The organism is Pseudoalteromonas sp. US3C1004 (assembly GCF_048401065.1).
In the GTDB taxonomy this organism is placed as follows: domain Bacteria; phylum Pseudomonadota; class Gammaproteobacteria; order Enterobacterales; family Alteromonadaceae; genus Pseudoalteromonas; species Pseudoalteromonas undina.
The window spans coordinates 2020932-2045885 of sequence record NZ_CP183073.1; the positions used below are offsets into that span (position 1 = coordinate 2020932).

28 protein-coding genes are annotated in these 24954 nt (G+C 41.0%); 19 read left to right on the plus strand and 9 right to left on the minus strand.

All coding sequences use genetic code 11. The features are described 5' to 3' along the window. Positions 1-119: 119 nt before the first annotated feature. From ACNSN3_RS09475 to ACNSN3_RS09485, 3 genes are all read right to left on the minus strand, one after another. The gene (locus tag ACNSN3_RS09475) at positions 120-596 is read right to left on the minus strand and encodes an FKBP-type peptidyl-prolyl cis-trans isomerase (protein ID WP_418607145.1); all 477 of its coding nucleotides are present in this window, start codon (positions 594-596) and stop codon (positions 120-122) included. After that, positions 593-3022, minus strand: coding sequence for a Lon protease family protein (locus ACNSN3_RS09480; RefSeq protein WP_418607147.1), 2430 nt, complete (start codon positions 3020-3022; stop codon positions 593-595). The genes ACNSN3_RS09475 and ACNSN3_RS09480 overlap by 4 nt, the downstream gene beginning before the upstream one ends. Positions 3023-3098: 76 nt before the next feature. Beyond that, a complete protein-coding gene (locus ACNSN3_RS09485) occupies positions 3099-3557 on the minus strand; it encodes a zinc ribbon-containing protein (RefSeq protein ID WP_010388317.1) in 459 nt (152 codons plus the stop codon). Positions 3558-3742: 185 nt separating this feature from the next. Between ACNSN3_RS09485 and leuS the strand changes: the two genes are divergently transcribed. The 14 genes from leuS (at position 3743) to ACNSN3_RS09555 (ending at position 16864) form a co-directional block, all read left to right on the plus strand. Further along, entirely contained in the window at positions 3743-6331 is a 2589-nt protein-coding gene (leuS, locus tag ACNSN3_RS09490; protein WP_075169587.1) for a leucine--tRNA ligase, read from the plus strand. 1 nt (position 6332) lies between these two features. After that, a complete protein-coding gene (gene lptE / locus ACNSN3_RS09495) occupies positions 6333-6824 on the plus strand; it encodes an LPS assembly lipoprotein LptE (RefSeq protein ID WP_010388311.1) in 492 nt (163 codons plus the stop codon). Beyond that, complete coding sequence (holA, locus tag ACNSN3_RS09500; protein ID WP_055012799.1) at positions 6824-7864, plus strand: DNA polymerase III subunit delta; 1041 nt, start codon at positions 6824-6826, stop codon at positions 7862-7864. Before lptE ends, holA begins: the two co-directional genes overlap by 1 nt. Before the next feature lie 12 nt (positions 7865-7876). Beyond that, positions 7877-8506 carry a nicotinate-nucleotide adenylyltransferase gene (nadD, locus tag ACNSN3_RS09505; protein ID WP_054202454.1) on the plus strand — a complete coding sequence of 210 codons (630 nt, stop codon included), beginning with the start codon at positions 7877-7879 and terminating at the stop codon, positions 8504-8506. A 62-nt stretch (positions 8507-8568) separates the two neighbouring features. Next, on the plus strand, positions 8569-8886 hold the full coding sequence (gene rsfS, locus ACNSN3_RS09510) for a ribosome silencing factor (protein WP_010388304.1): 318 nt from the start codon (positions 8569-8571) through the stop codon (positions 8884-8886). 37 nt (positions 8887-8923) lie between these two features. Then, complete coding sequence (rlmH, locus tag ACNSN3_RS09515; RefSeq protein ID WP_002958522.1) at positions 8924-9394, plus strand: 23S rRNA (pseudouridine(1915)-N(3))-methyltransferase RlmH; 471 nt, start codon at positions 8924-8926, stop codon at positions 9392-9394. Positions 9395-9403: 9 nt separating this feature from the next. After that, positions 9404-11284 (plus strand): penicillin-binding protein 2, encoded by a 1881-nt coding sequence (mrdA, locus tag ACNSN3_RS09520; RefSeq protein ID WP_010388286.1) that lies wholly within the window; start codon positions 9404-9406, stop codon positions 11282-11284. After that, complete coding sequence (rodA, locus tag ACNSN3_RS09525; RefSeq protein WP_010388283.1) at positions 11281-12387, plus strand: rod shape-determining protein RodA; 1107 nt, start codon at positions 11281-11283, stop codon at positions 12385-12387. The genes mrdA and rodA overlap by 4 nt, the downstream gene beginning before the upstream one ends. After that, positions 12387-13148, plus strand: a complete 762-nt coding sequence (locus ACNSN3_RS09530) for a septal ring lytic transglycosylase RlpA family protein (protein ID WP_054202452.1) — start codon at positions 12387-12389, stop codon at positions 13146-13148. The genes rodA and ACNSN3_RS09530 overlap by 1 nt, the downstream gene beginning before the upstream one ends. A 54-nt stretch (positions 13149-13202) precedes the next feature. After that, complete coding sequence (locus ACNSN3_RS09535) at positions 13203-14363, plus strand: serine hydrolase (RefSeq protein WP_054202495.1); 1161 nt, start codon at positions 13203-13205, stop codon at positions 14361-14363. Between the two features lie 209 nt (positions 14364-14572). Then, a complete protein-coding gene (gene ybeD / locus ACNSN3_RS09540) occupies positions 14573-14851 on the plus strand; it encodes a DUF493 family protein YbeD (RefSeq protein ID WP_008109437.1) in 279 nt (92 codons plus the stop codon). 19 nt (positions 14852-14870) lie between these two features. Continuing rightward, a complete protein-coding gene (gene lipB / locus ACNSN3_RS09545; protein WP_418607152.1) occupies positions 14871-15524 on the plus strand; it encodes a lipoyl(octanoyl) transferase LipB in 654 nt (217 codons plus the stop codon). Then, a complete protein-coding gene (gene lipA, locus ACNSN3_RS09550; protein WP_008109434.1) occupies positions 15521-16486 on the plus strand; it encodes a lipoyl synthase in 966 nt (321 codons plus the stop codon). Before lipB ends, lipA begins: the two co-directional genes overlap by 4 nt. A 138-nt stretch (positions 16487-16624) precedes the next feature. Beyond that, complete coding sequence (locus tag ACNSN3_RS09555) at positions 16625-16864, plus strand: RNA recognition motif domain-containing protein (RefSeq protein ID WP_008109433.1); 240 nt, start codon at positions 16625-16627, stop codon at positions 16862-16864. A 111-nt stretch (positions 16865-16975) separates the two neighbouring features. On the opposite strand, the gene ACNSN3_RS09560 is transcribed toward ACNSN3_RS09555, so the two are convergent. The 5 genes from ACNSN3_RS09560 to ACNSN3_RS09580 all read right to left on the minus strand — a co-directional run bounded on the left by ACNSN3_RS09560 (position 16976) and on the right by ACNSN3_RS09580 (position 20576). Next, the gene (locus tag ACNSN3_RS09560; RefSeq protein ID WP_418607154.1) at positions 16976-18049 is read right to left on the minus strand and encodes a phosphotransferase enzyme family protein; all 1074 of its coding nucleotides are present in this window, start codon (positions 18047-18049) and stop codon (positions 16976-16978) included. 109 nt (positions 18050-18158) lie between these two features. Then, a complete protein-coding gene (locus ACNSN3_RS09565; protein ID WP_418607155.1) occupies positions 18159-19034 on the minus strand; it encodes an NTP transferase domain-containing protein in 876 nt (291 codons plus the stop codon). 15 nt (positions 19035-19049) lie between these two features. Continuing rightward, positions 19050-19499: a flavodoxin gene (locus tag ACNSN3_RS09570; protein WP_055012795.1), complete on the minus strand. Its 450-nt coding sequence runs from the start codon at positions 19497-19499 to the stop codon at positions 19050-19052. Then, positions 19499-20263 carry a tRNA pseudouridine(65) synthase TruC gene (truC, locus tag ACNSN3_RS09575; RefSeq protein ID WP_418607157.1) on the minus strand — a complete coding sequence of 255 codons (765 nt, stop codon included), beginning with the start codon at positions 20261-20263 and terminating at the stop codon, positions 19499-19501. The genes ACNSN3_RS09570 and truC overlap by 1 nt, the downstream gene beginning before the upstream one ends. Beyond that, on the minus strand, positions 20256-20576 hold the full coding sequence (locus tag ACNSN3_RS09580) for a YqcC family protein (protein WP_008109420.1): 321 nt from the start codon (positions 20574-20576) through the stop codon (positions 20256-20258). The genes truC and ACNSN3_RS09580 overlap by 8 nt, the downstream gene beginning before the upstream one ends. Positions 20577-20679: 103 nt before the next feature. On the opposite strand from ACNSN3_RS09580, the gene ACNSN3_RS09585 reads away from it, so the two are divergent. Both ACNSN3_RS09585 and ACNSN3_RS09590 read left to right on the plus strand, forming a co-directional pair. Beyond that, complete coding sequence (locus tag ACNSN3_RS09585; RefSeq protein ID WP_418607158.1) at positions 20680-21708, plus strand: DUF3549 family protein; 1029 nt, start codon at positions 20680-20682, stop codon at positions 21706-21708. Then, complete coding sequence (locus ACNSN3_RS09590) at positions 21709-22008, plus strand: DUF3301 domain-containing protein (protein WP_418607161.1); 300 nt, start codon at positions 21709-21711, stop codon at positions 22006-22008. Positions 22009-22611: 603 nt separating this feature from the next. Here the strand turns inward: ACNSN3_RS09590 and ACNSN3_RS09595 are convergent. After that, complete coding sequence (locus ACNSN3_RS09595; protein ID WP_008109415.1) at positions 22612-23262, minus strand: GNAT family N-acetyltransferase; 651 nt, start codon at positions 23260-23262, stop codon at positions 22612-22614. Between the two features lie 288 nt (positions 23263-23550). On the opposite strand from ACNSN3_RS09595, the gene ACNSN3_RS09600 reads away from it, so the two are divergent. The 3 genes from ACNSN3_RS09600 (at position 23551) to ACNSN3_RS09610 (ending at position 24945) form a co-directional block, all read left to right on the plus strand. Further along, a complete protein-coding gene (locus ACNSN3_RS09600) occupies positions 23551-23784 on the plus strand; it encodes a DUF2789 domain-containing protein (RefSeq protein ID WP_010388246.1) in 234 nt (77 codons plus the stop codon). 104 nt (positions 23785-23888) lie between these two features. Beyond that, entirely contained in the window at positions 23889-24158 is a 270-nt protein-coding gene (locus ACNSN3_RS09605; protein ID WP_418607162.1) for a hypothetical protein, read from the plus strand. A gap of 13 nt (positions 24159-24171) precedes the next feature. Next, a complete protein-coding gene (locus ACNSN3_RS09610; protein ID WP_010388244.1) occupies positions 24172-24945 on the plus strand; it encodes a Zn-ribbon-containing protein in 774 nt (257 codons plus the stop codon). Positions 24946-24954: the final 9 nt, after the last annotated feature.

Sequence of the window (24954 nt, forward strand, 5' to 3'; positions counted from 1 at the left end):
TTTGTCACTATTTTAGGTATCGACTGATATTTTAAATACTTGAGTAGAATTGGCTAATGAGGCAAATAAAAAGCCCTACTTGATTAAGGTAAGGCTTAAAGTGTTTTTTTTCTTTAAAATTACGACTCAATAGCCAGTAATTCCACTTCAAAAATAAGCAATGATGCAGGAGGAATACTCCCTACTCGCTTTTCACCATAGGCGAGCTGATGCGGTATATAAAACTGAAATTTATCGCCTGGGCTCATCAGTTGTAGGCCTTCTGTCCAACCTTTTATAACTTGGTGCAAACCAAAGCTAATCGGAGTTTTGCGCTCCACTGAGCTGTCAAATACAGTGCCGTCGATTAAAGTGCCATGATAATGCACTTTAACCATACTCGTTGGGCTAGGTGTATTTTCGCTCTGTCCTTTATGGATTATTTTATATTGCAAGCCAGATGCGGTTTCATTTACGCCTTCAGTTTTTACATTGGCAATTAAATAATCACTTTCAATCTGTGCGTTTGCGATTGCTTGCTGCTTGGCTTTTTTACTGTTTTTAAAAATTAAAACGCAAAAAATAGCGATAACAATCAGTAAAATTATATTGATCATAACTCCCCTTTTTCATCTTCTGAGTCGTGGTCTTTTTCGTCGCTGTTATCGCCATTAACAATATCAGCAATGTCTTTTAATCGCGCTAATGCAACGCCATTAACCGAATCTTCTGGGTAGTGTTCATCAACCATATCACCCGCTTCGATATCCATTAATAAGTTTAGTGCTTGGTCAACGGTTTCCACAGCATAAATATTAAACTTACCTAACTCAACGGCATTGAGTATTTCGTCATCAAGCACCAAATTAACTTGGTTCGATTTAGGAATAATAACCCCTTGCTCACCCGTTAAGCCGCGCATTTTACATAGCTTAAAGAAGCCTTCTATTTTCTCGTTTACACCACCAATGGCCTGCACATCACCATGTTGGTTAATTGAACCAGTTAGTGCAATAGACTGACTGATAGGTAAGCTCGTAATGGCCGAAATTAGCGCACAAAGTTCAGCAAGAGAGGCGCTATCACCATCTATGTAACCATAACTTTGTTCAATAGCGATATTCGCACTGAGTGTTAAGCTAAAGTGTTGCGCGTATTTGTTACCTAAATAACCGGTAAGCAACATTACCCCTTTTGAGTGAATTGCTTTACCCAGCTCAGCTTCGCGTTCCACATCAATTACGCCGTCAGCGCCCGCATAAACGGTAGCAGTAATACGTGCAGGTGTGCCAAATGAGGTGTCACCAATGTGCAGTACAGTCAAACCATTTACTTTACCTACGGCTTGGCCTTCAGTAGCTATTAAAGTATGCCCTTCCTTTATATCGCTGAGCATGTTTTCGCTAATTTGCCCCGTACGGTACTGCTTGCCTTGTATGGCTTCGTCAATATGGCGTGCATCAATCACCGTTAGCTTGTCTTGCTTAGCGTAAAAACTGGCCTCAGCCACAAGCTCTAACACATCAGCAAAACGTGCTGATAACTTATTATGGTGCTCTGCTTGGCGATAACTAAATTTAAGTAATCGCACCATTGCGGCTTCGTTTAACGTGCACTTTAATGTTTGCTCGCAGTAATCACTGACTTTAGTAATAAACTGATACTGCAGCTTATCGCTACTTGGTAAGTAATAATCAAAATCGGCAAGTACTCTAAATAACTCTGCAAATTCCTCGTCGTATTCACCGATGGTGTAATAAAGTTCACGAGAGCCAAGTAAAATAATTTTTACATCAAGCGGTATTAACTGCGGGCGAAGCGTAAAGCTACTTCCAACTACACTGTCTTGATAAGGTAAGTCATTTTTAATTTGATGCGTTTTTAGCGACAGCTTTAGTCCATCCCACACTTGGGGTTGAGCCATTACTTTTTCAGCATCCATAATTAAATAGCCGCCATTCGCACGGTGCAATGCACCAGGTTGAATTGTTCGATAGCTGGTAATTAACGACCCTTGCGATGTGGCGTATTCAATTTTGCCAAAAATATTACCAAAGGTTGGATTAGGTTCATACACAACCGGTGCTGCATCGCCTTCTTTGTATTCAACTAAAATATTAGGTGCAAAAAAGTCGGTAAGCATGCCTTTACGGTCAAAGTCTTCTTTGTTTTCTTCGCTTTCACCTTCATCATCAAGCCATTCAAGCACGGCATCAATAATTTCTACGCGTATATCTTTTAAATAACGCAGTACACCAATATGGCTGGCATATTTATGTTCTAAATCTTTTAATAATGGTTTAGTGGCTTGCTCAGCAGTAGACTTTTTAAGGTTGCGAAGCTTTTCTTTGGATTCACGTTTCCAGCGCGGCAACTCAATAAGCGCTTCAATGAGGGTATCTTCTAATTTTTCTATACGCTCAAAAAACATCTCACGTAAATCATCTTCCAAATCAGAAAATTCATTATCGGTAAGTTGCTTGCCATCAATCAGCGGTGCAAAGCCGACTACGCCTTTTTCTTCAATTAGTGCCACACTTTGCTCAAGCGCGGCTATTTCTACTGCGGTAATGGCGCCGTCGTAAGCATCGTTAAACTCACGGTCTATCGATTTTTTCTTGCGCTGATAAGCTGGGTTATCAAATGCAGCAGGAAAGGTGTCGAGTACTTCATCAATAAATGAGTCAATGTCATCGGCTAATTGTTTGCTTTGCCCTGCATGCATAAATAACGCAATAGGCTCACGGTGATCGTCGTAGTTATTAACATACAGCCATTCATGCGGTGTTGTGCGCTCTTTAGCGTGTTGTTTTAATTTGTCTTTTACTAAGGTAAAACGCCCGTGTGCCGCCTCTCCCATTACGTAAACATTATAACCGGGTAGGTCCATTCCTAAAGAGAAGTCCAATGCACTTTGCGCACGTTGTTGGCCTATAAAGGTAAGTTGCTCAGGGTATGGATTGCTCATGCAAGTGTTTACATGGCTCGAAGAAATACTCGGTGCAAGATTTGATACGGGTAGTGGCAGCAGTTTTTTCGTCATTCTAACTTCTTTTTTTACCAGCTTAATTGCTAGATTTGGGCATATTGAGTGGCCTACAGCCACTCAATACTTATATTTAGGGTTGTAAAGCCTGGCGGCTAAAATAGATGCCATCACACTGCGTGCAAGGAATAATTTGCGTTGCATGGTAAACATCATAACTATGGTTGCAATTCTTACATACTAATGTGCCCATGGCTATCCATTCACCTGCGTGATAAACACCATTATGCTTAAAATCTTCACTTAATGACTGCCATTCAAGCTGTGTTTTGTCTTCAATATGAGAAAGCTCAAACCACAATGACTCTTTAAGCTCCTGCCATGCAAGCGAATTATAGTAGCTATTATTTTCTTGTAGGTGAGAAATGTCACGCATTAAGTAATTACGATAAAGCTGGTATTTTTCTTCACCTAAATCTTTAAGTGCCTGCTCAGATTCAATAAATCGCTTTACTGCGGCTTTAACTTCATGCTCTTTCACATCTTTTAACCAATCGGTTAAATCACTAAGCCATGTTCTGTAATCTGCCATTTTATACTCCTTCAAAACGTCTACTGATTTACTCTATATCATAGATAAGTATAGGTTAACCTGTACTGAAAACTAATTTACTCGCAAATTTACAAAAAGCGCCGCTTTGGCGCTGTGAATAGCGCTTTATTTGGGGTATCCTATCGACAATTTTTTATTAGTATGCAAGAAGTTTGGAAACGTAAATGCAAGAGCAATATAACCCACAAGACATAGAGTCAAAAGTCCAACGCTACTGGGAAGAAAACCAAGTATTTAAAGCCACAGAAGATGAGAGCAAAGAAAAGTACTATTGCCTCTCAATGTTTCCTTACCCAAGTGGTCGACTGCATATGGGTCATGTGCGTAACTATACCATTGGTGACGTGGTTTCTCGCTTCCAGCGCTTGCAAGGCAAAAACGTAATGCAACCTATGGGTTGGGATGCGTTTGGTTTACCTGCAGAAAACGCGGCTATTAAAAATAAAACAGCCCCTGCAAAGTGGACTTACGAAAATATTGACTACATGCGTAACCAACTTAAGCAATTAGGTTTTGGTTACGATTGGGATCGCGAGATTGCGACTTGCCACCCAGAATATTACAAATGGGAACAATGGTTTTTCACTAAGCTTTACGAAAAAGGCCTAGTGTACAAAAAAATGTCAACGGTTAACTGGGATCCGGTCGATCAAACTGTATTAGCTAACGAGCAAGTAATCGACGGCCGCGGTTGGCGTTCAGGTGCGGTAGTAGAACAAAAAGAAATTCCACAGTGGTTTATTAAAATTACCGACTACGCACAAGAGCTATTAGATGATTTAGACAAATTAGAAGACTGGCCTGAACAAGTTAAAACCATGCAGCGCAACTGGATTGGTCGTTCTGAAGGCTTAGACATAGAATTTACGCGTACCGATAACAACGAAAAATTTAGCGTATACACTACGCGCCCAGATACATTTATGGGCGTAACATACCTAGCCGTTGCCGGTGGCCACCCTATTGCACAAGAAGCGGCGAAAAATAGCGACGCGATTGCAATGTTTGTTGAAGAATGCAAAAACACCAAAGTTGCTGAAGCAGACATGGCAACCATGGAGAAAAAAGGTATTGCAACAGGCTTTTACGCCACTCACCCATTAACGGGCGAGCAACTACCAATTTGGGTTGCTAACTTTGTATTAATGCATTATGGCTCAGGTGCGGTAATGGCAGTACCTGCGCACGACCAACGTGACTTTGAATTTGCAACAGCTTACGGCCTAGATATTAAACAAGTTATTGCGCCAGTTGAAGGCTCTGAGCTTGAAGTAAACCTAGCACAAGAAGCATTCACCGAAAAAGGGGTATTAGTAAACTCAGGTGAATTTGATGGCCTTGATTTTGAAAACGCCTTTAACGCTGTTGCCGACAAACTAGAAGCATTAGGTGTGGGAGAGCGTAAAGTAAACTTCCGTCTACGCGATTGGGGTGTAAGCCGTCAGCGTTACTGGGGATCGCCAATTCCAATGCTGAGTGATGAGAATGGCAACGAGCTTGCTGCCACTGAAGATATGCTACCAGTGCGTTTACCAGAAGATGTGGTAATGAATGGCGTTACCTCACCAATTAAAGCTGACCCAGAATGGGCTAAAACAACTGTAAATGGTGTACCTGCCACTCATGAAACTGATACTTTTGACACCTTTATGGAGTCATCATGGTATTACGCTCGCTACTGTAGCCCGCGCCATGACGAGGGTATGTTAGATCCAGCAGCCGCTAACTATTGGTTACCAGTAAACCAATACATTGGTGGTATTGAGCACGCAATTTTACACTTATTGTACTCGCGCTTTTTCCATAAATTACTACGTGACTTTGGTTTAGTAAATTCAGACGAGCCATTCGACCGCTTACTTTGTCAAGGTATGGTACTTGCCGAAACATTTTATCGTAAAGATGAAAAAGGCGGCGATGTATGGATTTCGCCAAGTGATGTAAATACCGAAACCGACGACAAAGGCCGTGTAACCAAGGCATGGCACAAAGAAGATGGTGAACCTGTGTTCTCATCTGGCATGAGTAAAATGTCTAAGTCGAAAAATAACGGCATAGACCCACAAGAAGTAATTGCTCAATACGGTGCAGATACCGTGCGTTTATTTATGATGTTTACTGCACCACCGGAGCAAACGCTTGAATGGTCAGATTCAGGGGTTGAAGGCGCACACCGTTTCTTAAAACGTGTATGGAAATACGCGGTAGATGTTAAAACGGTTGGCTTCCAAGCACTTGATAAATCGTCGCTTACTAACCCACAAAAAGTACTTCGCCGTGAGCTACATAAAGCCATTGCAAAAGTGAGCGATGATGTTGAACGTCGTCAAACATTCAACACTGCGATTGCCGCAATCATGGAGCTGTCTAATAAGTTATTAAAAGCGCCATTAAACGACACTCAAGATGTTGCCATTGCTAACGAGGCATTAGAAGCATTACTTATTATGCTAGCACCAATAACACCGCATTTATCGCATCAGTTATGGCAAGAGCTAGGTAAAGAAGGTGATATTTTAGATGCAGCATGGCCAAAAGTTGACGAATCTGCCCTAGTTGAAGATGAAAAACTAATCATCGTACAAGTAAACGGTAAATTACGTGCAAAACTAACGGTTGCAGCTGATGCAACGCAAGAGCAAGTAGAAGCACTCGCGTTTGCAGAATCTAACGTCACTAAATTTACTGATGGTGCAACAATCCGCAAGGTAATTTATGTACCAGGTAAATTGCTTAACGTGGTAGCTAACTAATATGGCTACTTTAAATGCCATTAAAAACGGACTAGCCTTAGTGCTAGTCTGTTTTTTGTTATCGAGCTGTGGCTTTCACCTTAAAAAAGCATCAAGCCTACCCAATGATTTAAAACAGCTAACCTTGGTGGGTGATGATCAAAAATCAGCGTTGTTTAGCTATTTGCAAACAGAACTGGCTATGAGCGATGTCACTTTAGTCCCTGCGAGTAAACAGTCTGCGCAACTTTATTTATTTAAAGAGCAGCTAGAGCGTCAAACCTTGTCGTTGTTTCAAAACGGACAAGTAGCTGAATATGAACTGGCATACAGTGTGAGTTATGTTGTAAAACGCCCAAAACAAGAAGCCATTGAAAAACGTTTTGAGCTTTACCGTAATTACCAAGATGATCCTGACAACGCACTAGCTAAAGCAAAAGAGCTTGAACTGCTGATCAGCGAAATTCGCCAGCAAGCGAGTCGTCGAATTGTTAGAGAGTTGTCGCAACTATAATGCGTTGTTATGCAAATCAGCTGCCTAGCGAATTAAAAAAGGGGTTAAAACCTTTTTATTTGGTTTTTGGTGAAGAGCCTTTTCAAGAAGCGCAATGTGTACAGCTCATACGCGACAGCGCAAAAGCGCAAGGCTTTGATGAAGTAATTAAATTCACTTTAGCCCAAGGCTTTGATTGGCAGGAAATCATAGCGCAATACCAAAGTATGTCGTTGTTTAGTGCGCGTACGATTATTGAGCTTGATTTAAACCAGCAAAAACCTGGTACACCCGGCGCAAACACCTTTAAAAAGGTCGTTGAGCTTGAAAACCCTGACACCATTTTAATTGTTAAAGGCGCCAAAGCAAGCCAAGATGTGCAACGCGGTGCGTGGTTTAAAGCACTCGATAAGCAAGGGTTATTTGTACCCTGCTATCCGCTTAGTGGTAATCACTTAAAACGTTGGCTTGATGAACAGTGCCAACGCTTGTCACTTAATTTACAAAACGAGGCTAAGCTCAGTTTAATTAATGCCACTGAAGGCAATTTACTGGCTTGTTTCCAAGAGCTTGAAAAGCTGTCGCTAATACATGGTGACGCTCTCATTACTCAGCAACTGGTAATGCAAGGGCTACTAAACCAATCTAAATTCGATATTTTTGATTTAAGTGATGCCCTGTTAAACGGCCATACTTCACAAGCAATAAAAGTATTAAATAAGCTTGCCAGTGATAACACTGAAGTAGTGAGTATTTTGTGGGCCATCAATAAAGATTTAAATACCTTAATAGGTGTACAACAAGGGTTACTGCAGGGTGAGTCATTAGCGACCCTGTTTAAGCAAAAAGCGATTTGGAAAAATCAGCAAGTGCCGGTACAAACAGCGATAAACAGACTAAATATTCACACCCTTGAAAGTATTAGCAGTGAACTGGCATTATTTGATGCAAGCTACAAACAAGGTGTATTGATTGCGCCCTATCAAGCATTAGCACATATTTGTATTAAATTTTGCCAACCACTCGATATTCCACTGCCGTGCCATACTAACCGTCAGTAAAGGAAAAATATCATGATTGCAATTTTTGGTGGCACTTTTGATCCTGTTCATTTGGGGCACCTTAATATGGCGCAGCAATGCGTTGCGACCTTTAAATTACACTCACTCTATTTTATGCCCTGTGCAATACCCGCACACAAAGCGGCACCGGGGATCAGCACCGAGCATCGTATTGAAATGCTTAAAACCGCAATTAAACCATATTCGCAGTTTAAGCTTGATTTACGAGAACTAAAACGCAGCGGCCCGTCGTATTCTTTATTAAGCTTGCAAGAGCTAAGAGCAGAAAATCCCGATACCCCTATTTTATTTTTAATTGGTATGGACTCATTCAACAACCTTGATAAATGGTATCAGTGGCAAACAATAACGAGTCTATGCCATATAGTGGTGTATCAACGCCCAGGTCAAAACTGTGATGTACAAGGTGAACTTAAAAACTACAAACAGCAGGCTATGAGCAACGATATTTCACTACTGAACGAAAAAAATGGCGGACACCTTTACTTTTTAGAAGGTAAGCAACTGGATGCCGCATCCAGTAATATCCGTCAAGCTCTTAAAAAAAGTATTAAAAAGAGTGAACTATTACCCGACACCGTGAGTCACTATATTGAGCAGCACCAGCTTTATCAAGAGTGATTGGTATAAACCCCTCAGCGTGTTAAAATAACCGCTATTAAATTTTAAATTGAGACAAAACCTTGGATTCGAAACAACTACTCGCTTTTGCACTAGACAAAATTGACGATATGAAAGCACGTGATGTGATTCAACTTGACGTAACTGGCACTTCAGACGTAACCGATTACATGATTGTATGTTCAGGCACATCAAGACGTCATGTATTGTCAATTGCTGATAACTTAGCAAAAGAAGCTCGTCACGCTGGTGAAGAGCCATTAGGCTACGAAGGCCAAAGCGATGGCGAATGGGCATTAGTTGATTTAGGTGATGTGATTGTTCACGTTATGCAAGATCAAGCACGTAGCTATTACGATCTAGAAAAGCTTTGGGGCTAATAGCTCCCTATTTTAGACAACGCTTGGAAATAACGTCGTGAAAATACAAATGATTGCTGTTGGTACAAAAATGCCAGCATGGGTAGAAACAGGTTTTGCAGAATATCAGCGCCGCTTTCCCAAAGATATGGCACTGGAACTAATCGAAATACCTGCAGGTAAACGTGGCAAAAACGCAGATATAAAGCGTATTTTACACATCGAAGGTGAAAAAACCTTAGCCGCCATACCTAAAGGCAATCGTATTGTCACACTAGAAGTAACCGGTAAAGCACTGGATACTCACCAGCTAGCGAAAAACATGGAAAAGTGGCAACTTGATGGTCGCGATGTCAGTTTACTGATTGGCGGACCAGAAGGCTTAGCTCCCGAGTGTATTGCGGCCTCTGAGCAAAAATGGTCGTTATCAAATTTAACGCTCCCACACCCTTTGGTACGCATTATTGTTGCTGAAAGTCTTTACAGAGGCTGGAGCTTAAATAACAACCACCCTTATCATCGCGAGTAGTTTCTTGCCATGCTAAAACGAAGACCCACTATTCGCGACCACTCAGCAGAAGCTAATTTATTTGCTCGGCGTGCATTTGTGGGTTTTATTTTTATCTTAGCCTTAGTAGCCATATTATTGTCTAACTTGTACACCATTCAAGTTGACGACCACCAAGATTACCAAACTCGCTCTAATGACAACCGCATAAAAGTAATCCCTATTGCACCTAATCGCGGACTTATCTACGACCGCAACGGTGTTTTACTAGCCGAAAATAAGCCCGTTTATAACCTTGAAGTGATCCCCGAAGAAGTTGATGATTTAACCGCCTCTTTGAAGTCTATCAGCAAAATCATTGAAATAACCGAGCAACAACAAGCTGATTTTCTTGATGATATAAAACATACTCGACGTTTTAAAAGCCAAGTCCTCAAAGCCCGTTTAAATGAAAATGAAGTAGCGATGTTTTCAGTAAACCAACATAAATTTCCAGGGTTTAGCATTGAAGCGCGCCTAGCGAGATATTATCCCTTTGGCGATACTTTAACCCATGCATTAGGCTATGTTGCAAAGCTCAATAGAAAAGAATTAAATAAGCTTGAACAACAAGATGAAGCCACAAACTACCGAGCCACGCATGATATTGGTAAACTGGGTATCGAAAAGTATTACGAGCCATTACTACATGGACAAGTCGGCTCACAGCGGGTTGAAGTAAACAACCGTGGCCGTATTATTCGCACCTTAAACATGGATCCACCGCAGCCGGGTGACGACTTAGTACTTACTCTCGACATTGGTTTACAACAAATAGCCCAACATGCACTTAAAGATATGCGCGGCGCTATTGTGGTAATGGATGCAAAAGATGGCGGCGTTTTAGCGCTTTATTCAAACCCAAGTTATGACCCCAATTTATTTGTGCACGGTATTAGCAGTAAAGACTACAAAGCCCTACTCAACCCTGATCGTCCACTGATCAACCGTACCACTCAAGGACGCTATGCACCCGCATCAACTATTAAGCCGCACATGGCTATTTTGGCATTAGAAGAAAACATAGTGCAAGAAACCACCACCATGTGGGATCCAGGTTTTTTTCAAATACCAAACGTAGAGCATAGATGGCGAGATTGGCGACGTTGGGGCCATGGCCATGTTGATGTTTACAAGGCAATAGAAGAGTCATGCGATACCTACTTTTATGACGCAGCCTATCGTATGGGGATCACCAAAATAAGTAACTTTATGGCTCGCTTTGGCTTTGGTGAGTTATCCGGTATTGATATTCATGAAGAAACAACCGCTATTTTACCCTCAAAAGAGTGGAAAGAAGATCGTTTTAAAGAGTCGTGGTGGCGTGGCGATACTATTTCTGTAGGAATTGGCCAAGGTTATTGGACTGCCACCCCCATTCAAATAGCGAATGCCACTAATATTTTAGTTAACAGAGGGATAAATCACCCTCCTCATTTAGTGCAAGTTGCTAAAAAAGAAGATCAAATTACTCAGCTCAATAATGAAGAAAAGCCACCTGTTGTACTCAATAATGAAGATAACTGGCGCATCGCGATTGATGCCATGCATAACACCGTTAAAAAAACCACCGGAACTGCCCATCGTGCGTTTAAAGGCGCTACCTACGATCCAGCAGGTAAAACCGGTACAGCCCAAGTAGTCAGTATTGCTCAAGGCGAGCGTTACGACGCCGATGCACTTAAAGAGCGCCAACGTGATAACGCCATTTACGTCGGTTTTGCCCCCTACAACAACCCACAAATAGTAGTGTCTATTGTGGTAGAAAATACCGGAGGCGGAAGCTCAGTAGGTGCGCCGATTGCCCGTCAATTAATGGATTATTATTTTGCAGCTAACCCAATTCAATCCTCAGGGAGTAAAGTACCATGACGGCTTTACATAATAAGCGTTCTATTTGGCTACGCCTGCATATCGACTTGCCACTTTTAATTGCTTTATTACTGATGATGGCTGGCAGCATCACTATCGTTTATAGTGCCTCTGGCCAAGACTCGGCTATGATGATCCGCCATGTAACCCGCATGGCAGGTGCAATTATTGGAATGTTTGTTTTAGCGCAAATCCCCCCCGCTACGTTAAAACGCTTAGTCATTCCCATGTATTGCCTAGGGTTACTCATGCTAGTTGGAGTACTACTATTTGGTGTAAGCTCTAAAGGCGCTCAACGCTGGTTAGATTTAGGTATTACCCGCTTTCAACCCTCAGAGCTGATGAAATTAGCGGTTCCTATGATGGTGGCTTGGTACATTGGTCGTAACCACTTACCACCGCGTCCACTTCATTTAATTATTGGCTTTGCCATTGTAATGTTGCCCACCTTACTTATTAAGGAACAGCCCGATTTAGGCACCTCAATTTTGATTGCCAGTTCGGGGGTGTTTGTATTGTTTTTATCTGGCTTGAGTTGGCGTTTAATTGGCTTTTTAAGCTCAGTTGTTGCTTTGGCAGCGTGGCCATTTTGGCACTATGGTATGCACGATTATCAAAAGCAAAGAGTACTGACCTTTTTAGATCCTGAGAGCGATCCGCTTGGTTCTGGCTATCATATTATTCAATCAAAAATTGCTATTGGCTCAGGCGGTATCGAAGGCAAAGGCTGGTTGCAAGGCACACAATCACAACTGGAATTTTTACCTGAACGACATACCGATTTTATTTTTTCTGTACTGAGTGAAGAGTTTGGTTTATTTGGTGTGTGTATTTTACTTAGCCTGTACTTATTCATCATTGGCCGTGGATTATTTATTGCAGTTAATGCACAAGAAGCTTTTGGCAAGTTACTCGCAGGCTCTCTGACACTCACATTTTTCGTTTATATTTTTGTAAACATTGGTATGGTCTCGGGTTTATTACCTGTTGTAGGTGTTCCCTTACCATTAATTAGTTATGGCGGCACCTCAATGGTGACCTTGATGGCTGCATTTGGCATTATTATGTCGATTGCCACAGATAAAAGGATGCTCTTAAAATAATGCGCCTTTATAAACAACTTATAATTATTGCACTCGTTAGCCTCTTTTTAAGTGCATGTAGCAGTTCAAATAGCCGTTACAGCATGCGCCATGATGCAGCGCCTCTTCGAGCACCAACTGAATTAGAAATGCAAGATGCTATTGTCACTAAAGTTATAAAAAGCGCGAGCACCACACGCCCTTACGAAGTGTTGGGCAAACGTTATACCCCTATGCTCGATGAAACAGGTTATTCAGAAACGGGCATTGCCTCATGGTATGGCCGAAAATTTCATGGTTATCACACCTCTAACGGCGAAATTTACGATATGTTCGCTATGACGGCAGCTCACAAAACCTTGCCCTTACCGAGTTTTGTGCGCGTAACAAATACAGCCAATGGCCAATCTGTTATAGTACGGGTTAACGATCGCGGGCCTTTTCATGACGATAGAATCATTGATCTTTCTTATGCTGCAGCCTATAAACTTGGCTACCATAAATACGGTACAGCACAGGTTAAGCTTGAAGCGATTACCCTTGCAGATACCCATGCACGAAAAACCTATGTTCAAGTAGCTGCAGGTAGTACGTTAGCCAACATAGAAGCATTGGCACACACACTACGAGAGCAATATAAATTACCAACAAATATCGTCGAAAAAGACGGTATTTATAGATTGCACTTAGGGCCGATAAAAGATGCCCAACACGCGCAACAAGTACTAGAAACATTAAAACAAAATCAATTTCAAAACGCGTTCTTGCTTTACACTCAGTAAGCCCTTTAGAATAGGGAGAATGCATATTTTTAACTTTAACCATTAATGAGTATGATGAAATCTATTAAACATAAAATTCTTACTGGTGTTTGCGGCTTAGTCTGTTCTGCCGCCGTCTTTTCAGCCACCGCACAAATTATTCCAGCCCCTCCTCAAGTTAATGCTAAAGGTTACTTTTTGGTGGACTTCACCACAGGTAAAGTGATTGCAGAAGGTGAAGCTGATACAAAACTTGCTCCTGCTAGCTTAACTAAAATGATGACTAGTTATGTAATTGGTACAGAAATAAATGCGGGTAATATCGCACCCACCGATATGGTAACTATCAGTGAAAGAGCGTGGGCAAAAAACTTTCCTGAATCATCTAAAATGTTCATTGAAGTGGGTAAGCAAGTAAGTGTAGATGAACTTAATCACGGTATTATTGTGCAATCAGGTAATGATGCCTGTGTTGCCATGGCTGAGCATATTGCAGGCAGCGAAAGTGCCTTTGCAGATTTAATGAATGCCCATGCTGAAAAGATAGGCATGACAAATACTCACTTTATTAATAGTCACGGTCTTGATACAGACGAGCACTACACAACGCCACGCGATATGGCCACACTTGGCGCAGCCTTGATCAGAGATGTGCCGGACGAATATGCACTATATAAAGAAAAGTCATTTACATACAATGGTATAAAGCAATATAACCGTAACTCGTTGTTATGGGATGAAAGCTTAGATGTTGATGGTATTAAAACAGGCCATACATCTGATGCGGGTTACAGCTTAGTCACCTCGGCAACGAAAAACGACATGCGTTTAATTGCGGTAGTTATGGGTACTTCAAGTGAGCGTGCGCGTAAAGTTGAAAGTAAAAAACTGCTTAACTACGGTTTCCGCTTTTTTGAAACAATTACGCCTTACAAAGCTGGCGATAGTTTTGCAGAGCAACGCATCTGGATGGGTAACAAAGAGAATGTCTCTTTAGGTATTTTAGAAGACACCCCTATTACAATCCCTCGTGGCCAACATAAAAACCTGAAAGCAAACTTTGAGCTTGACGATACGCTTGAAGCACCTTTAGCTAAAGGCACTAAAGTAGGCACGCTGTTTTTACAACTTGAAGGCGAAGATATTGCACAATATCCGCTAGTTACACTTGAAGAAATACAAGAAGGTAGCTTCTTCAGCAAAATATATGACTACTTACGCTTACAAATAATGTAAGCACGAGTAAAGTAATATGAACGCCTCTTCTGTGAGGCGTTTTTTTTTGCTTGAAAAGTGCTAGAATGCGCCCCATATATACCAATCGTATTGAATGACTATCGTTGGCTTAGGTCAAAAGTAACATCATTTCAAGATTGTCATTAGCCTGTCAGTTTTAAGCTTAACGTATAAGTTGAGCCAACACTTTTGTTTGAGGAGTTCCCGTCGTGGTTGAACCTGTTAAAAACACTAAATTTGATGAGTACCTAGAGTACCCTTGCCCGTTTACATTTAAAATTATGGGTTTAGCAAACGTAAACTTAACTGATCAAATTTTAGAAAAGTTACAACCTATCGCTCCGGGTGATTACGCGCCAAAAGTAAAACCGAGCAGTAAAGGTAACTATGAGTCAGTCACTTTAGTGGCCACAGTAACAAGCGGCAAACACATTGAAGAAATTTACAACGTGATCAGCAATATCGATGACGTGCGCCATATGCTTTAAGCTATAGTTGAGATTTGTTGTGAGCGAAAACACCCTAATCGTACGCCAACTGGGTCGTCAGCGTTACATGCCGATTTGGCAAAAAATGCAAGACTTTACCGACACCCGTGGTGAAAATACGCCAGATGAAATTTGGTTAGTAGAGCATGAAAGTGTATTTACCCAAGGCCAAGCCGGTAAAGATGAGCACTTACTCGCCCCAGGTGATATTGAAGTGATTAAAGTTGACCGCGGTGGACAGGTGACTTACCACGGCCCTGGTCAGCAAATGATGTATGTATTATTTAATTTACGACGTTTAAAAATTGGGGTGCGAGAGCTAGTTACTTGGCTTGAAGAGTGCATCATTGAGTCCCTTGCAGAGTTCGCCATAGATGCATACGCGAAAGCGGATGCCCCAGGTGTTTACGTTAACGACAGTAAAATTGCCTCTTTAGGTTTACGAGTTCGTCGTGGCTGCTCATTTCATGGCTTGGCATTAAATGTTAATATGGATCTAAGTCCATTTTTACGCATCAACCCATGTGGTTATGCGGGCATGAATATGGTGCAAACTAAAGAACTAAATGGCCCTCAAAACCTTGAAGCTGCAGGTGAAGGGCTGGTAAAACACATGATCAAGAAGCTTAATGCAACACAGGTTAAGCATACTGAAGGGTTTGAAAACGAATGAATAAACCAGTCAAAATGGAACCAGGTGTAAAACTACGCGACGCAGAAAAAATGGCGTTGATCCCCGTTAAAGTTTTACCAACAGAAAAAACCGAAATGCTCCGTAAGCCAGAGTGGCTTAAAATTCGCTTACCTAAGTCAACCGAGCGGATTGACGGCATAAAACAAGCAATGCGTAAACATGGCCTTCACTCTGTATGTGAAGAAGCTTCGTGTCCTAACTTATCAGAGTGTTTTAACCACGGTACAGCGACCTTTATGATTTTAGGGGCTATTTGTACACGTCGTTGTCCATTTTGTGACGTTGCACATGGTCGCCCATTAAAACCTGATGCCGCTGAGCCTGAAAAGCTGGCACTTACCATTAAAGACATGAAGTTAAGCTATGTGGTTATTACTTCTGTAGACCGTGATGATTTACGTGACGGTGGTGCTCAGCACTTTGCTGATTGTATCCGCGAAATTCGTAAGCATAATCCAGAAATTACCATTGAGATTTTAGTGCCCGATTTTCGTGGCCGTATGGACAGAGCGTTAGAAATTTTAATTGAAACGCCGCCAGATGTATTTAATCACAACCTAGAAACGGCGCCACGTTTATATAAGCTTGCGCGCCCAGGTGCTGACTATAAATGGTCTCTTGAATTATTACGTCGCTTTAAAGAAGCCCATCCTGAGGTTAAAACAAAATCAGGCTTAATGGTTGGCCTTGGTGAAGAAATTAGCGAAATCGAGGAAGTACTTCGCGATTTACGTGCTCATAACGTTGATATGCTTACTGTAGGGCAATACCTACAACCGTCTAAGCATCACTTACCCGTTAAGCGTTACGTGCCACCAGCTGAATTTGACGCATTAAAAGAATATGCTGATGAAATTGGCTTTACACACGCCGCTTCAGGCCCGTTTGTACGTTCAAGCTATCATGCAGATCAACAAGCAGCGGGTAAAGAAGTAAAGTAATCTCTCGCAATGTATAAAAAACCGCCATTAGGCGGTTTTTTGTTTTTTAATAGTTATTTTTACTGTTTATAAAATAACGTTAGGTTAAAGCAAGGTTACTTGAGATAATTATGCTTGAACCCATTATTTAGGTTATATATGAAATTATTAGTTCGTAACTTATCACGTGCCACTACTGAGCATGAACTTCGTACGCTATTTACGGCTCACGGTAAAGTGACCACCTGTAACTTGGTACTCGATAAAGAAACAGGCCAATCTAAAGGCTTTGCCTTTGTAGAAATGCCTAATGACATTGAAGTTAAAGGCGCAATTAAAGCCCTCAATCAAACCACAGTAGACAAAAGCAAAATCCGTGTAAAACTAGCGGATGCTTAATAAGTAAAAAATTGAGATGTTGGAAGTTAACACATACTTTCAATGTTTAACCTCAATTTATATTGCTCAAAGTTTTAGTTATAACGCTTTGAGCAATATAATTAATTGGGTTTATACCTGAGTCAAAATCTCCTTTAAGACCTGCTGCTTACTTACTATATCCTTGTATAAGGCAAATTGGTTTTTTGCGCGATCTAAGTTGTGTCTCTTATGCTTAACGCTAAAGTAATTATCACCATCTATATAATCAGTTAAAAAGCGTAAGCCAATCATAAAGGGCATTACTTTAGCTCCTAACCAAAAGCTTTGTTTCTCGGCGGGTGTTAATACCCCCTTTAGTGGCTCAACATAGCCTTTAACAATCGCTGCAAAAATATCTTCACGAACACCTACCTTTTCAAGCACCGTTGAATCTTCTTGCTCTGCAGAGCAAAATGTTCTGACCATATCGCCAAAATCATTAAGCCAATAACCAGGCATACAGGTATCTAAATCTATCACCGCTTTTGCATTATTAGAGTCTAAGCAAAATAGCATGTTGTTTATTTTAGTATCGTTATGGCACACACGAATAGGCACTTTTCCCTCAAGGGCATTAAGCTCATCGATAAGTGAAAGCTGCGACAGGCAAAAATCAACCTCTTCCTGACAATGAGCCAAACGTTTATGAGGATCGGTGCTAACCACTTGCTTGAAGACTTCTGCACGCATGGCCAAGTTATGAAAATTAGGAATAACCGCATGTAAATTGTTCGCGTCAAAGTCTTGTAGCGCTTGCGCAAATTGGCCAAATGCATTGGCCGCTGTTTGTGCCTGGCTAGCAGTATTAACCACATCTTCACTGTAGCTGCCACCAATAAACTCAAGTGCTCGCCAAGTATCATAATCATCATTAACTAAATAGTCATTCTGAGTCGTCGCTACATGGCGTACTATTGCTAGATTGAATTCACCTGCTTGTTGTTTTTTACTTAAGTGTTGCTCTATTAATCGCGCATTATCAACAAGTAACTGTGGTTTTGGAAACACCACCGTATTGAGCTTTTGTACAACCAGTGACCGCTTCGAAGTGCTTAATAACATAGTAGTATTTATATGCCCACTGCCTATGGGTTTTATGCTCGCATGCTTCTCGTCAAGGCCAAAACTCTCAGATAAATAAACTTCTATAGGAACTGTATTCATTTTCTACTTCACTCTTTTCGCCCAAGGCGATAATAATTTTTAACGCAGGTAGCGGGTTATTTAACATGCTAGATTGATCATATTTATAATAAAATTGGTACTACCATCTTTATGCTTGACGCAATGCGCACAAAGTAGCCGCAATGCTTGTCAGTTCTGATTTATAGGTAACACCAAACCAAGGCTCTTTTGCAGTGTATACAAATACAGGCTGTGCTTTTACATTAATAGCTTTCTGGATTTGATCAGGTAAGTAGTACTCTTGCTGAGTATTCACGTTATATTGCTGTAAAAACGTTTCAAAGCCTTGTTGCAAATAGTCAAAAAAGCAGGGGGTGATCCCCCAAAAACTCATCGAGCCTAGGGAGTTTGGGCTAATTTTCTCACGTAAACCCTGTGGGTTATCGCCAAAAATATGCTCAGACTGTTGTTGAATATTCAAATACTCGGTTACGGCAACAAGCTTTCCATCCGCAATATTACATACCCCACGATTAACACCACCGTGCTCAGAAAGAGTATCAATAATCGGATACCCTACCATTGCCCATTCAGCGGTTCTTTTAAAGTGCTCACTCAGTAATACAAACGAAGATTTGCCATAATAGTCATCGGCAGTGATCACAATAGCGGGGTTATTAATGTGGGCTTTGGCACACAGCAGAGCGTGACCTGTTCCCCAGGGTTTTTTCCGCTGGGCAAGTGTTGCTTTAAACTGTTCGGGAACCTGCTCAATGTGTTGCTCCACCAGCACCACATCAATATCACTAGGTAATCGGGGCAAAATAGTACGCTCTATTTCACTGCGTACCGCTTGGTTTATTATCAGCACCACCTGCGTCACCCCTGCGCGATACGCATCAGCAATGCTCAGTTCCATAATAGTGCAATTTAGCCCTGGAATTTCTGCAATTTGTTTATTGCCACCAAAGCGACTACCTAAGCCACCTGCAAGCACAATTAAACTCAGTTTATGTTTTTTCATTTAGAGTCTGCGCATTTAAGAGGGTAATTTACCAAGCCAAGTTTGTAACCACGGCTCGGTGACAGGCCAAGGCTCAAAGTCTTCACAGGCATCAATTTCTAATCGATTACCCACAGGTTTTGCTTGTAAGTCACGTAATAGTTCATCAAAGCTACGCCCTGCTGCGCAAAACGTATCACCGTAGCTTCTGTCACCCATAGCAACGATGCCAAATGGCTTATTAGTTAACATTGGAAAGGTGCTGTTAAGCTGATTATAAAGCTCTGCCAAGTTAGCGGGTATATCACCTTGGCCTGTTGTTGAGGTGACAATTAAAATATGCGATGCATTTTTTAGATCTTCTAAACTTGGCTCTGCAAATACGCTTACCTGATGGCCAGTTTGCTCTATAGTATCGCTTATTTGCTCACTTAAACGTTCAGCACCACCATACACGCTGCCTACAAAAATACTAATATGTGCCATTAATAATCCTTTTCTTCACTTGGCCACCCTAACTGTTTGCAAATACTCAACATTGCATCACCTAGTGGCGCTTTAATTATTATCGATTCGTTACTATAAGGATGTACAAAGCTAAGCTCTGTAGCAAATAACATTAATCGCCTAAGAGAAAAGTGTTCTCTAAAAAACTGATTATGCTGGTTATCACCATGGTTAACGTCGCCAATTATTGGCAACGACAAATGTTTTAAATGGCGACGAATTTGATGTTTACGCCCTGTTTTAGGAAAACACTCTACCAAAGAATACCTAACCGTTGGGTATTTTCCTATAGAGATAGGCAACGCAGCTTGATACAAACAATTAAACTGGGTTTGTGCTTCTTGAGCATCTTTATCCTGATCGGCAAATTTATCAGCGATTTTGTCTAGTTCTTCTTTTAACGGTTTATCTAAAAAAACAGATTCAGGCGCAAATCCGCGTACCAAAGCTAAATAACGCTTTGAGATCGTGCCCTCAATAAACAACTGATTCATATCACGCGCGGCTTCTGAGCTTAAAGCAAACAACAACACACCCGATGTCGGCCTATCAAGACGGTGCACAGGAAACACATGCTGACCGAGTTGATCGCGTAGCATTTGCATTGCAAATTGAGTTTCATGCTTATCTAAAAAGGAGCGATGAACAAGTAAGCCTGATGGTTTATCAATCGCTACATAGTTCTCATCTTGATAGAGAATGTTCAGTTCGCCGTATTCAACTGGCGCTGGACGTTCAGTCATCTGACTCTCCAAGCAATGAATCTAATTGCGTCAGCAAAGAAATAATCTCTTCGCTTCCGGACTTATCAATGAGTGTCATTTGCGCCATAGGAGCAATCGCAAAATTACGCGGTAACGGTTGTTTCATTGTAATAATCTGTTGAATTTTTTCTATAAATACAAACTGTAACCACTGTTCAAATGCAAGCGTATCATGGCAAAAAGGGACGCTTGAATGCAACAATGCAGGGTCAATCGGCTCATTCTGCCAAAGCTGATACTTTTTAAGTAGCGCAGTTAATTGTGTTAAATAGAGTTGGGTTTGCTCAGTCATAATCACCCTTTACTTTGTATATTGCACAATTATACCCTGTTCCCTCAACAGTCGCTATGGCGTATAATTAGCGTAATTTTGTAGTAAAAACAGTTGGAAATTCATGAGTGAACATATAGCCACATTAGGCCAGCTTTTAGACGGTGCAGGAACTCAATGGCGTGCTTTTGATATTGGCAGGCATATTACCAAGCTTGATAAACAACAATTTTTAGCTGTTGAACAAGCACAAGTTCCTTACCCTTACCCATTAGCAGGCCATGCATGGCTAGCGATTCAATTTTGGGACAGTAAAGCTAGCAAAGAACCCTATGTGTGGTTTTTAAAATTCCCACTTGATGAACAAAGTAAACTCGTTAGTGCCAGCCGCGACCACTTTGCAGACATGGTAATTCAAGCACTAGGAACAGAAATTACCGGCGAACAAGCCGATGGCAAACTCGATAATAACCCTTACGTATTTACTCCTAATGCTAATAAATTAGCGGCGTTTAATGCACAAGTTAAAGTGTTATTAAAACAACCAGCCTCACAGTATTATGAGCATGCCCAGCTTTATTTTAGTGGCCAGATTGGTTTTGATAATTGGCAAAGTGTGGCGCTACAAGGCATTGCTGATTTTGCTTATCGCCTCAACTGTGCTGATAACTTAAAACACTTACACGCTGCGTGGCCTAATTTACCTGTTGAAGTATTACAACCATTAAGCGCAATGCTTGAACACATCGAAATACCACCCACGTTAAGTGAGTTATTGTTAAGTTATGGACAAACCGCCCTTAAGAATAATGATGTGGTTACGGCTTCTGCCGCGCTTCGCGCCATATCATCAGGGCAAGCAACAGGGCTTAGCGCACAACTGGTTGACTGCGCTTTAGAATCTACGCTTGGGCAAGACTCAGACATTTTATTAACTATTGCAGGTCGCTGCTTTAAACAATTAGAAGAGCCACAGCGTTTGCATGTATTTATGGATAACTGTGCGCACCATGAGAAAATAGCTGAGTTATTTCCCAGCATTTTTGCAGATTTAGTTGCAATTCCAACTATTCGCCCATATTTATTAGCATTACTACGTAAAGAAAACAGAAGCGAGACGTTAGCTCGCGCAATTGGAAGGTTATTCTCTTAAATGGCTAGTTTATGGACGTTCATACTTATTGGGGCTGTAATTTATTTTTTTTGGCTAAATCGTAAAATAGCCGAAGCAGCGAACGTTCATGCCAAACGCCAAAGTGAGCAATTGCAGGTAAAACTAATGAGTGTGGCTTGTAGCAAGCGTCGGTTTGGCATTTTAAAAAGTGGTAAACCGGGCATGAAAAGCGAATTTATTTTTGAATTTTCAAGCGATGGTGAAAATGCTTATCAGGGAGTGTTAATCATGGAAGATGAAAAGCTAAAAAGTGTGGTTGTGCCACCACATAAGATATAATTTTTGTAACAAAAAACCAAGGCGTAACCTCAGTTACGCCCTAATTGCCAACATCCTGTAAGGTATCCTTTACCTGATCCTTGTTTATCATCCACTGAACGAGCAAACTACCGTGTTAGCCCTCCATTGCATCCTGCAATATCCTCTTGCCGCCTTGGCCGTCCTGCGTAAACTAACGCTCCTGCAATGTCCTATCGCATCATCCTTGGTATCCTTTAAATAGCTCCTAGCTATTTTAGTACTTCATGTACTTCCTGTTTCATCCTTGCATCCGTGTTAACTTGTCCTTTGCGCTTCCTGCTAGTCACTACTATGCTGCCTGATTCCATATCCATGGCATTAGCTCAGTCATTGAGCTATGTCGTCTTGACAAAGTAAAGTTTAAAGCAAACGGCTGGGTATAATAGTGAGGAAAACTAAAAAATTTAATGTCACAAAATTGAAAAAACAAAAATAGCTATAAATAACAGAAGCTTGATGCTTATAAACGGATAAATAATGGATTTAAACTGACAAAGAGCACACTAATGTAGGATATATCTCACACTGGTGTGCCCGATTTGGAACATAGGCTTACAGATACGCCATTATGAACAACTACCTTTATTGAGCATTAGCAACTTTAAATAGTAATTCACCCTTAACTTGGTTAAATGAAAGTTGTTTAAAGTGCTCAAATCCTTGCGATTTAAAAAATTTCGTATGCTCGTCACGAGTCACAAATACCGCTATACCAGAAGACTCAGGGTTATCGTGTATTAAGCCATCTAAACCTTTAAGTAAAGTGCGACCAAACCCTTGCCCGTGAAAGTGTGGATCAACCGCAATAAACGCTAAAAAGTAATAATTCCCTTGCGGCTTTAAGGCGTCACGAATGGTTTTTTCTTTTTCAATTAATTGATTCGTTTGTAAATAACCTGCACTTAGCATCAGCTTTAATCGCCAATGCCAATAACGCTCAGCTTGTAATTGGCTATTTGACTCAAACACACAGGCAACCGCTTTTAATTTATCATTACGGTAAAGGCCAATTAAAGGCTGCTTCTCTTGCCAAAAGCTACTGAGCTCTTCACGAATAAGTGCACGTAGTTTTTTTTCATAATCGAGCGGGTTGTCTTCGTTATACCCTAGCAGAGTTTGTAAAATAGGATCGTTTTGGTATGCCTGATAAATTAGGCTGGCTGCTGTGCTTATATCCTCTGGTGCAATATGCTGAACACTAAAGGCGTCTGTCGATTCTGCTGTGGCTGTCATTTTATTTCCTTTATTATTTTATACCCGTTGTCATTACGCCGCGTAACTTGTTTGGGATTAATTTTGAACTACAACGATGACCAAATGCTTATATAACTATATACCTAAGTGAGACAAATAAGCGAATTTACATTTTAGTTAGTACGCTCATCCACTGCATTAAGTCAGATCATGCTTTAGCGACTTATTACTGAATAAATAAAGCGTAAATTCAGTAAGGGTTAAACTGGCTAGATATACCATTCCCCCCTAGAGTTAATACATATTAATTCATTTAGGAGCATTATTATGGATACAACAAAACATACAATTAATACCTTGTTCGCCCAACTAGGACTGCCGGATTCGGATGCGCAAATAGATGCATTTATTGCCTCGCACTCCATTGCCGATACAACCTTGTTGCAAGATGCTCCCTTTTGGGATGAAGCCCAACAACATTTTATTGCCGAATCGCTGGCGGTTGATGGCGATTGGAGTGAAGTAATAGATGAATTAGACGTACGTCTTCGTCAAAAATAATTAATTTTATGGCGCATTTTAATGTGCCTTAGCCACTTTATTGATACCATACCCGCTCGCAGCGTCTATGTTGCGAGCTTACTTTATAAAAGAGTTATAATTGAATGAACGCTGCTGTATTTGAAGCTATAAAAGTCCTTCTTGATGAAGGCAAAGTTCCCACTGTTGCACTAACTAAAAGTCGTTTAACAACACCGACCCCAATGCCGGTTATTATTGCTGCGGTGAGTCAATATAAGAATAATCCTGATTCAATTTATAATTTAATGAAACCCCCAAAGCAAAGTGCCAGTAATGAAGGTCAAAACAGCTCTCAATTAGATAGAATTGAGCAAAAGTTAGATCAATTACTTACACTGCTCGCGCCAAAATAATTTGAGACTATAAATGTTTGTTGTTGATTTAACATTTGATTGCTACCAAGACACCACCTTAGAGCAAGCCGAGCAAGCAATAAACCGCTTGGTAAATGCATTACGTTTTAATGGCCAAATCATTGGAGAAGAATTTCCAACGGTGTTAAAAGATGGCTATTTTATCACTCGCGTTATGTGTCCGACCGAAGACGCTATGCACCCTCTTAACAACAGTGCATTTGTAAAGCACAGTGTTGAAAAGCTTCATGATGCAGGCTTGTTAGCACCAAAGGTGAAAATAATAGGTCAAGACATTCACTCAAACGGTGCCGATGGTTGTAAAGAGCCCTCAAGCTATATTTTATATACTACGTATGTGCACACCTGCAGCCCACTGTATTGTGGCGATGACTTTTTACCCGTTCCGCTATTTAATATTCCGGCAATTGCCAATGGCGATTATAAAACCCTGATTAAATGGCAAGAAGATTGGCAAGCATGCGATCAAATTCAAATTAATGGCGCAACTCGCTGTGAATTTCCTGCACTAGAGGAAATAGCCAGCACACAAAGTGATTTGTATCGCCGAGGTAAAGATATTAGCAAACGCATCAGCTTTTTAACTAAAAAGCCAGTTTACTATTACTTATACCGTGTAGGTGGGGTTGATAAAACCTCGGAGCTTAAGCGTAAATGCCCAAGTTGCCAAGGTGAATGGAAATTACCTGAGCCATGGTTTGGTTTATTTGATTTTAGGTGTGAGCCGTGTGGTTTAGTGTCTAATATTTCATGGGATTTTCAATAAGTCCCATAC

What these genes read in the sequence shown, in the direction of transcription:
- ACNSN3_RS09475 (WP_418607145.1), bottom strand. Translation starts at nt 596, where the DNA reads ATGATCAATATAATTTTACTGATTGTTATCGCTATTTTTTGCGTTTTA.
- ACNSN3_RS09480 (WP_418607147.1), bottom strand. Translation starts at nt 3,022, where the DNA reads ATGACGAAAAAACTGCTGCCACTACCCGTATCAAATCTTGCACCGAGT.
- ACNSN3_RS09485 (WP_010388317.1), bottom strand. Translation starts at nt 3,557, where the DNA reads ATGGCAGATTACAGAACATGGCTTAGTGATTTAACCGATTGGTTAAAA.
- leuS (WP_075169587.1), top strand. Translation starts at nt 3,743, where the DNA reads ATGCAAGAGCAATATAACCCACAAGACATAGAGTCAAAAGTCCAACGC.
- lptE (WP_010388311.1), top strand. Translation starts at nt 6,333, where the DNA reads ATGGCTACTTTAAATGCCATTAAAAACGGACTAGCCTTAGTGCTAGTC.
- holA (WP_055012799.1), top strand. Translation starts at nt 6,824, where the DNA reads ATGCGTTGTTATGCAAATCAGCTGCCTAGCGAATTAAAAAAGGGGTTA.
- nadD (WP_054202454.1), top strand. Translation starts at nt 7,877, where the DNA reads ATGATTGCAATTTTTGGTGGCACTTTTGATCCTGTTCATTTGGGGCAC.
- mrdA (WP_010388286.1), top strand. Translation starts at nt 9,404, where the DNA reads ATGCTAAAACGAAGACCCACTATTCGCGACCACTCAGCAGAAGCTAAT.
- rodA (WP_010388283.1), top strand. Translation starts at nt 11,281, where the DNA reads ATGACGGCTTTACATAATAAGCGTTCTATTTGGCTACGCCTGCATATC.
- ACNSN3_RS09530 (WP_054202452.1), top strand. Translation starts at nt 12,387, where the DNA reads ATGCGCCTTTATAAACAACTTATAATTATTGCACTCGTTAGCCTCTTT.
- ACNSN3_RS09535 (WP_054202495.1), top strand. Translation starts at nt 13,203, where the DNA reads ATGAAATCTATTAAACATAAAATTCTTACTGGTGTTTGCGGCTTAGTC.
- lipA (WP_008109434.1), top strand. Translation starts at nt 15,521, where the DNA reads ATGAATAAACCAGTCAAAATGGAACCAGGTGTAAAACTACGCGACGCA.
- ACNSN3_RS09555 (WP_008109433.1), top strand. Translation starts at nt 16,625, where the DNA reads ATGAAATTATTAGTTCGTAACTTATCACGTGCCACTACTGAGCATGAA.
- ACNSN3_RS09560 (WP_418607154.1), bottom strand. Translation starts at nt 18,049, where the DNA reads ATGAATACAGTTCCTATAGAAGTTTATTTATCTGAGAGTTTTGGCCTT.
- ACNSN3_RS09565 (WP_418607155.1), bottom strand. Translation starts at nt 19,034, where the DNA reads ATGAAAAAACATAAACTGAGTTTAATTGTGCTTGCAGGTGGCTTAGGT.
- ACNSN3_RS09570 (WP_055012795.1), bottom strand. Translation starts at nt 19,499, where the DNA reads ATGGCACATATTAGTATTTTTGTAGGCAGCGTGTATGGTGGTGCTGAA.
- truC (WP_418607157.1), bottom strand. Translation starts at nt 20,263, where the DNA reads ATGACTGAACGTCCAGCGCCAGTTGAATACGGCGAACTGAACATTCTC.
- ACNSN3_RS09580 (WP_008109420.1), bottom strand. Translation starts at nt 20,576, where the DNA reads ATGACTGAGCAAACCCAACTCTATTTAACACAATTAACTGCGCTACTT.
- ACNSN3_RS09585 (WP_418607158.1), top strand. Translation starts at nt 20,680, where the DNA reads ATGAGTGAACATATAGCCACATTAGGCCAGCTTTTAGACGGTGCAGGA.
- ACNSN3_RS09590 (WP_418607161.1), top strand. Translation starts at nt 21,709, where the DNA reads ATGGCTAGTTTATGGACGTTCATACTTATTGGGGCTGTAATTTATTTT.
- ACNSN3_RS09595 (WP_008109415.1), bottom strand. Translation starts at nt 23,262, where the DNA reads ATGACAGCCACAGCAGAATCGACAGACGCCTTTAGTGTTCAGCATATT.
- ACNSN3_RS09600 (WP_010388246.1), top strand. Translation starts at nt 23,551, where the DNA reads ATGGATACAACAAAACATACAATTAATACCTTGTTCGCCCAACTAGGA.
- ACNSN3_RS09605 (WP_418607162.1), top strand. Translation starts at nt 23,889, where the DNA reads ATGAACGCTGCTGTATTTGAAGCTATAAAAGTCCTTCTTGATGAAGGC.
- ACNSN3_RS09610 (WP_010388244.1), top strand. Translation starts at nt 24,172, where the DNA reads ATGTTTGTTGTTGATTTAACATTTGATTGCTACCAAGACACCACCTTA.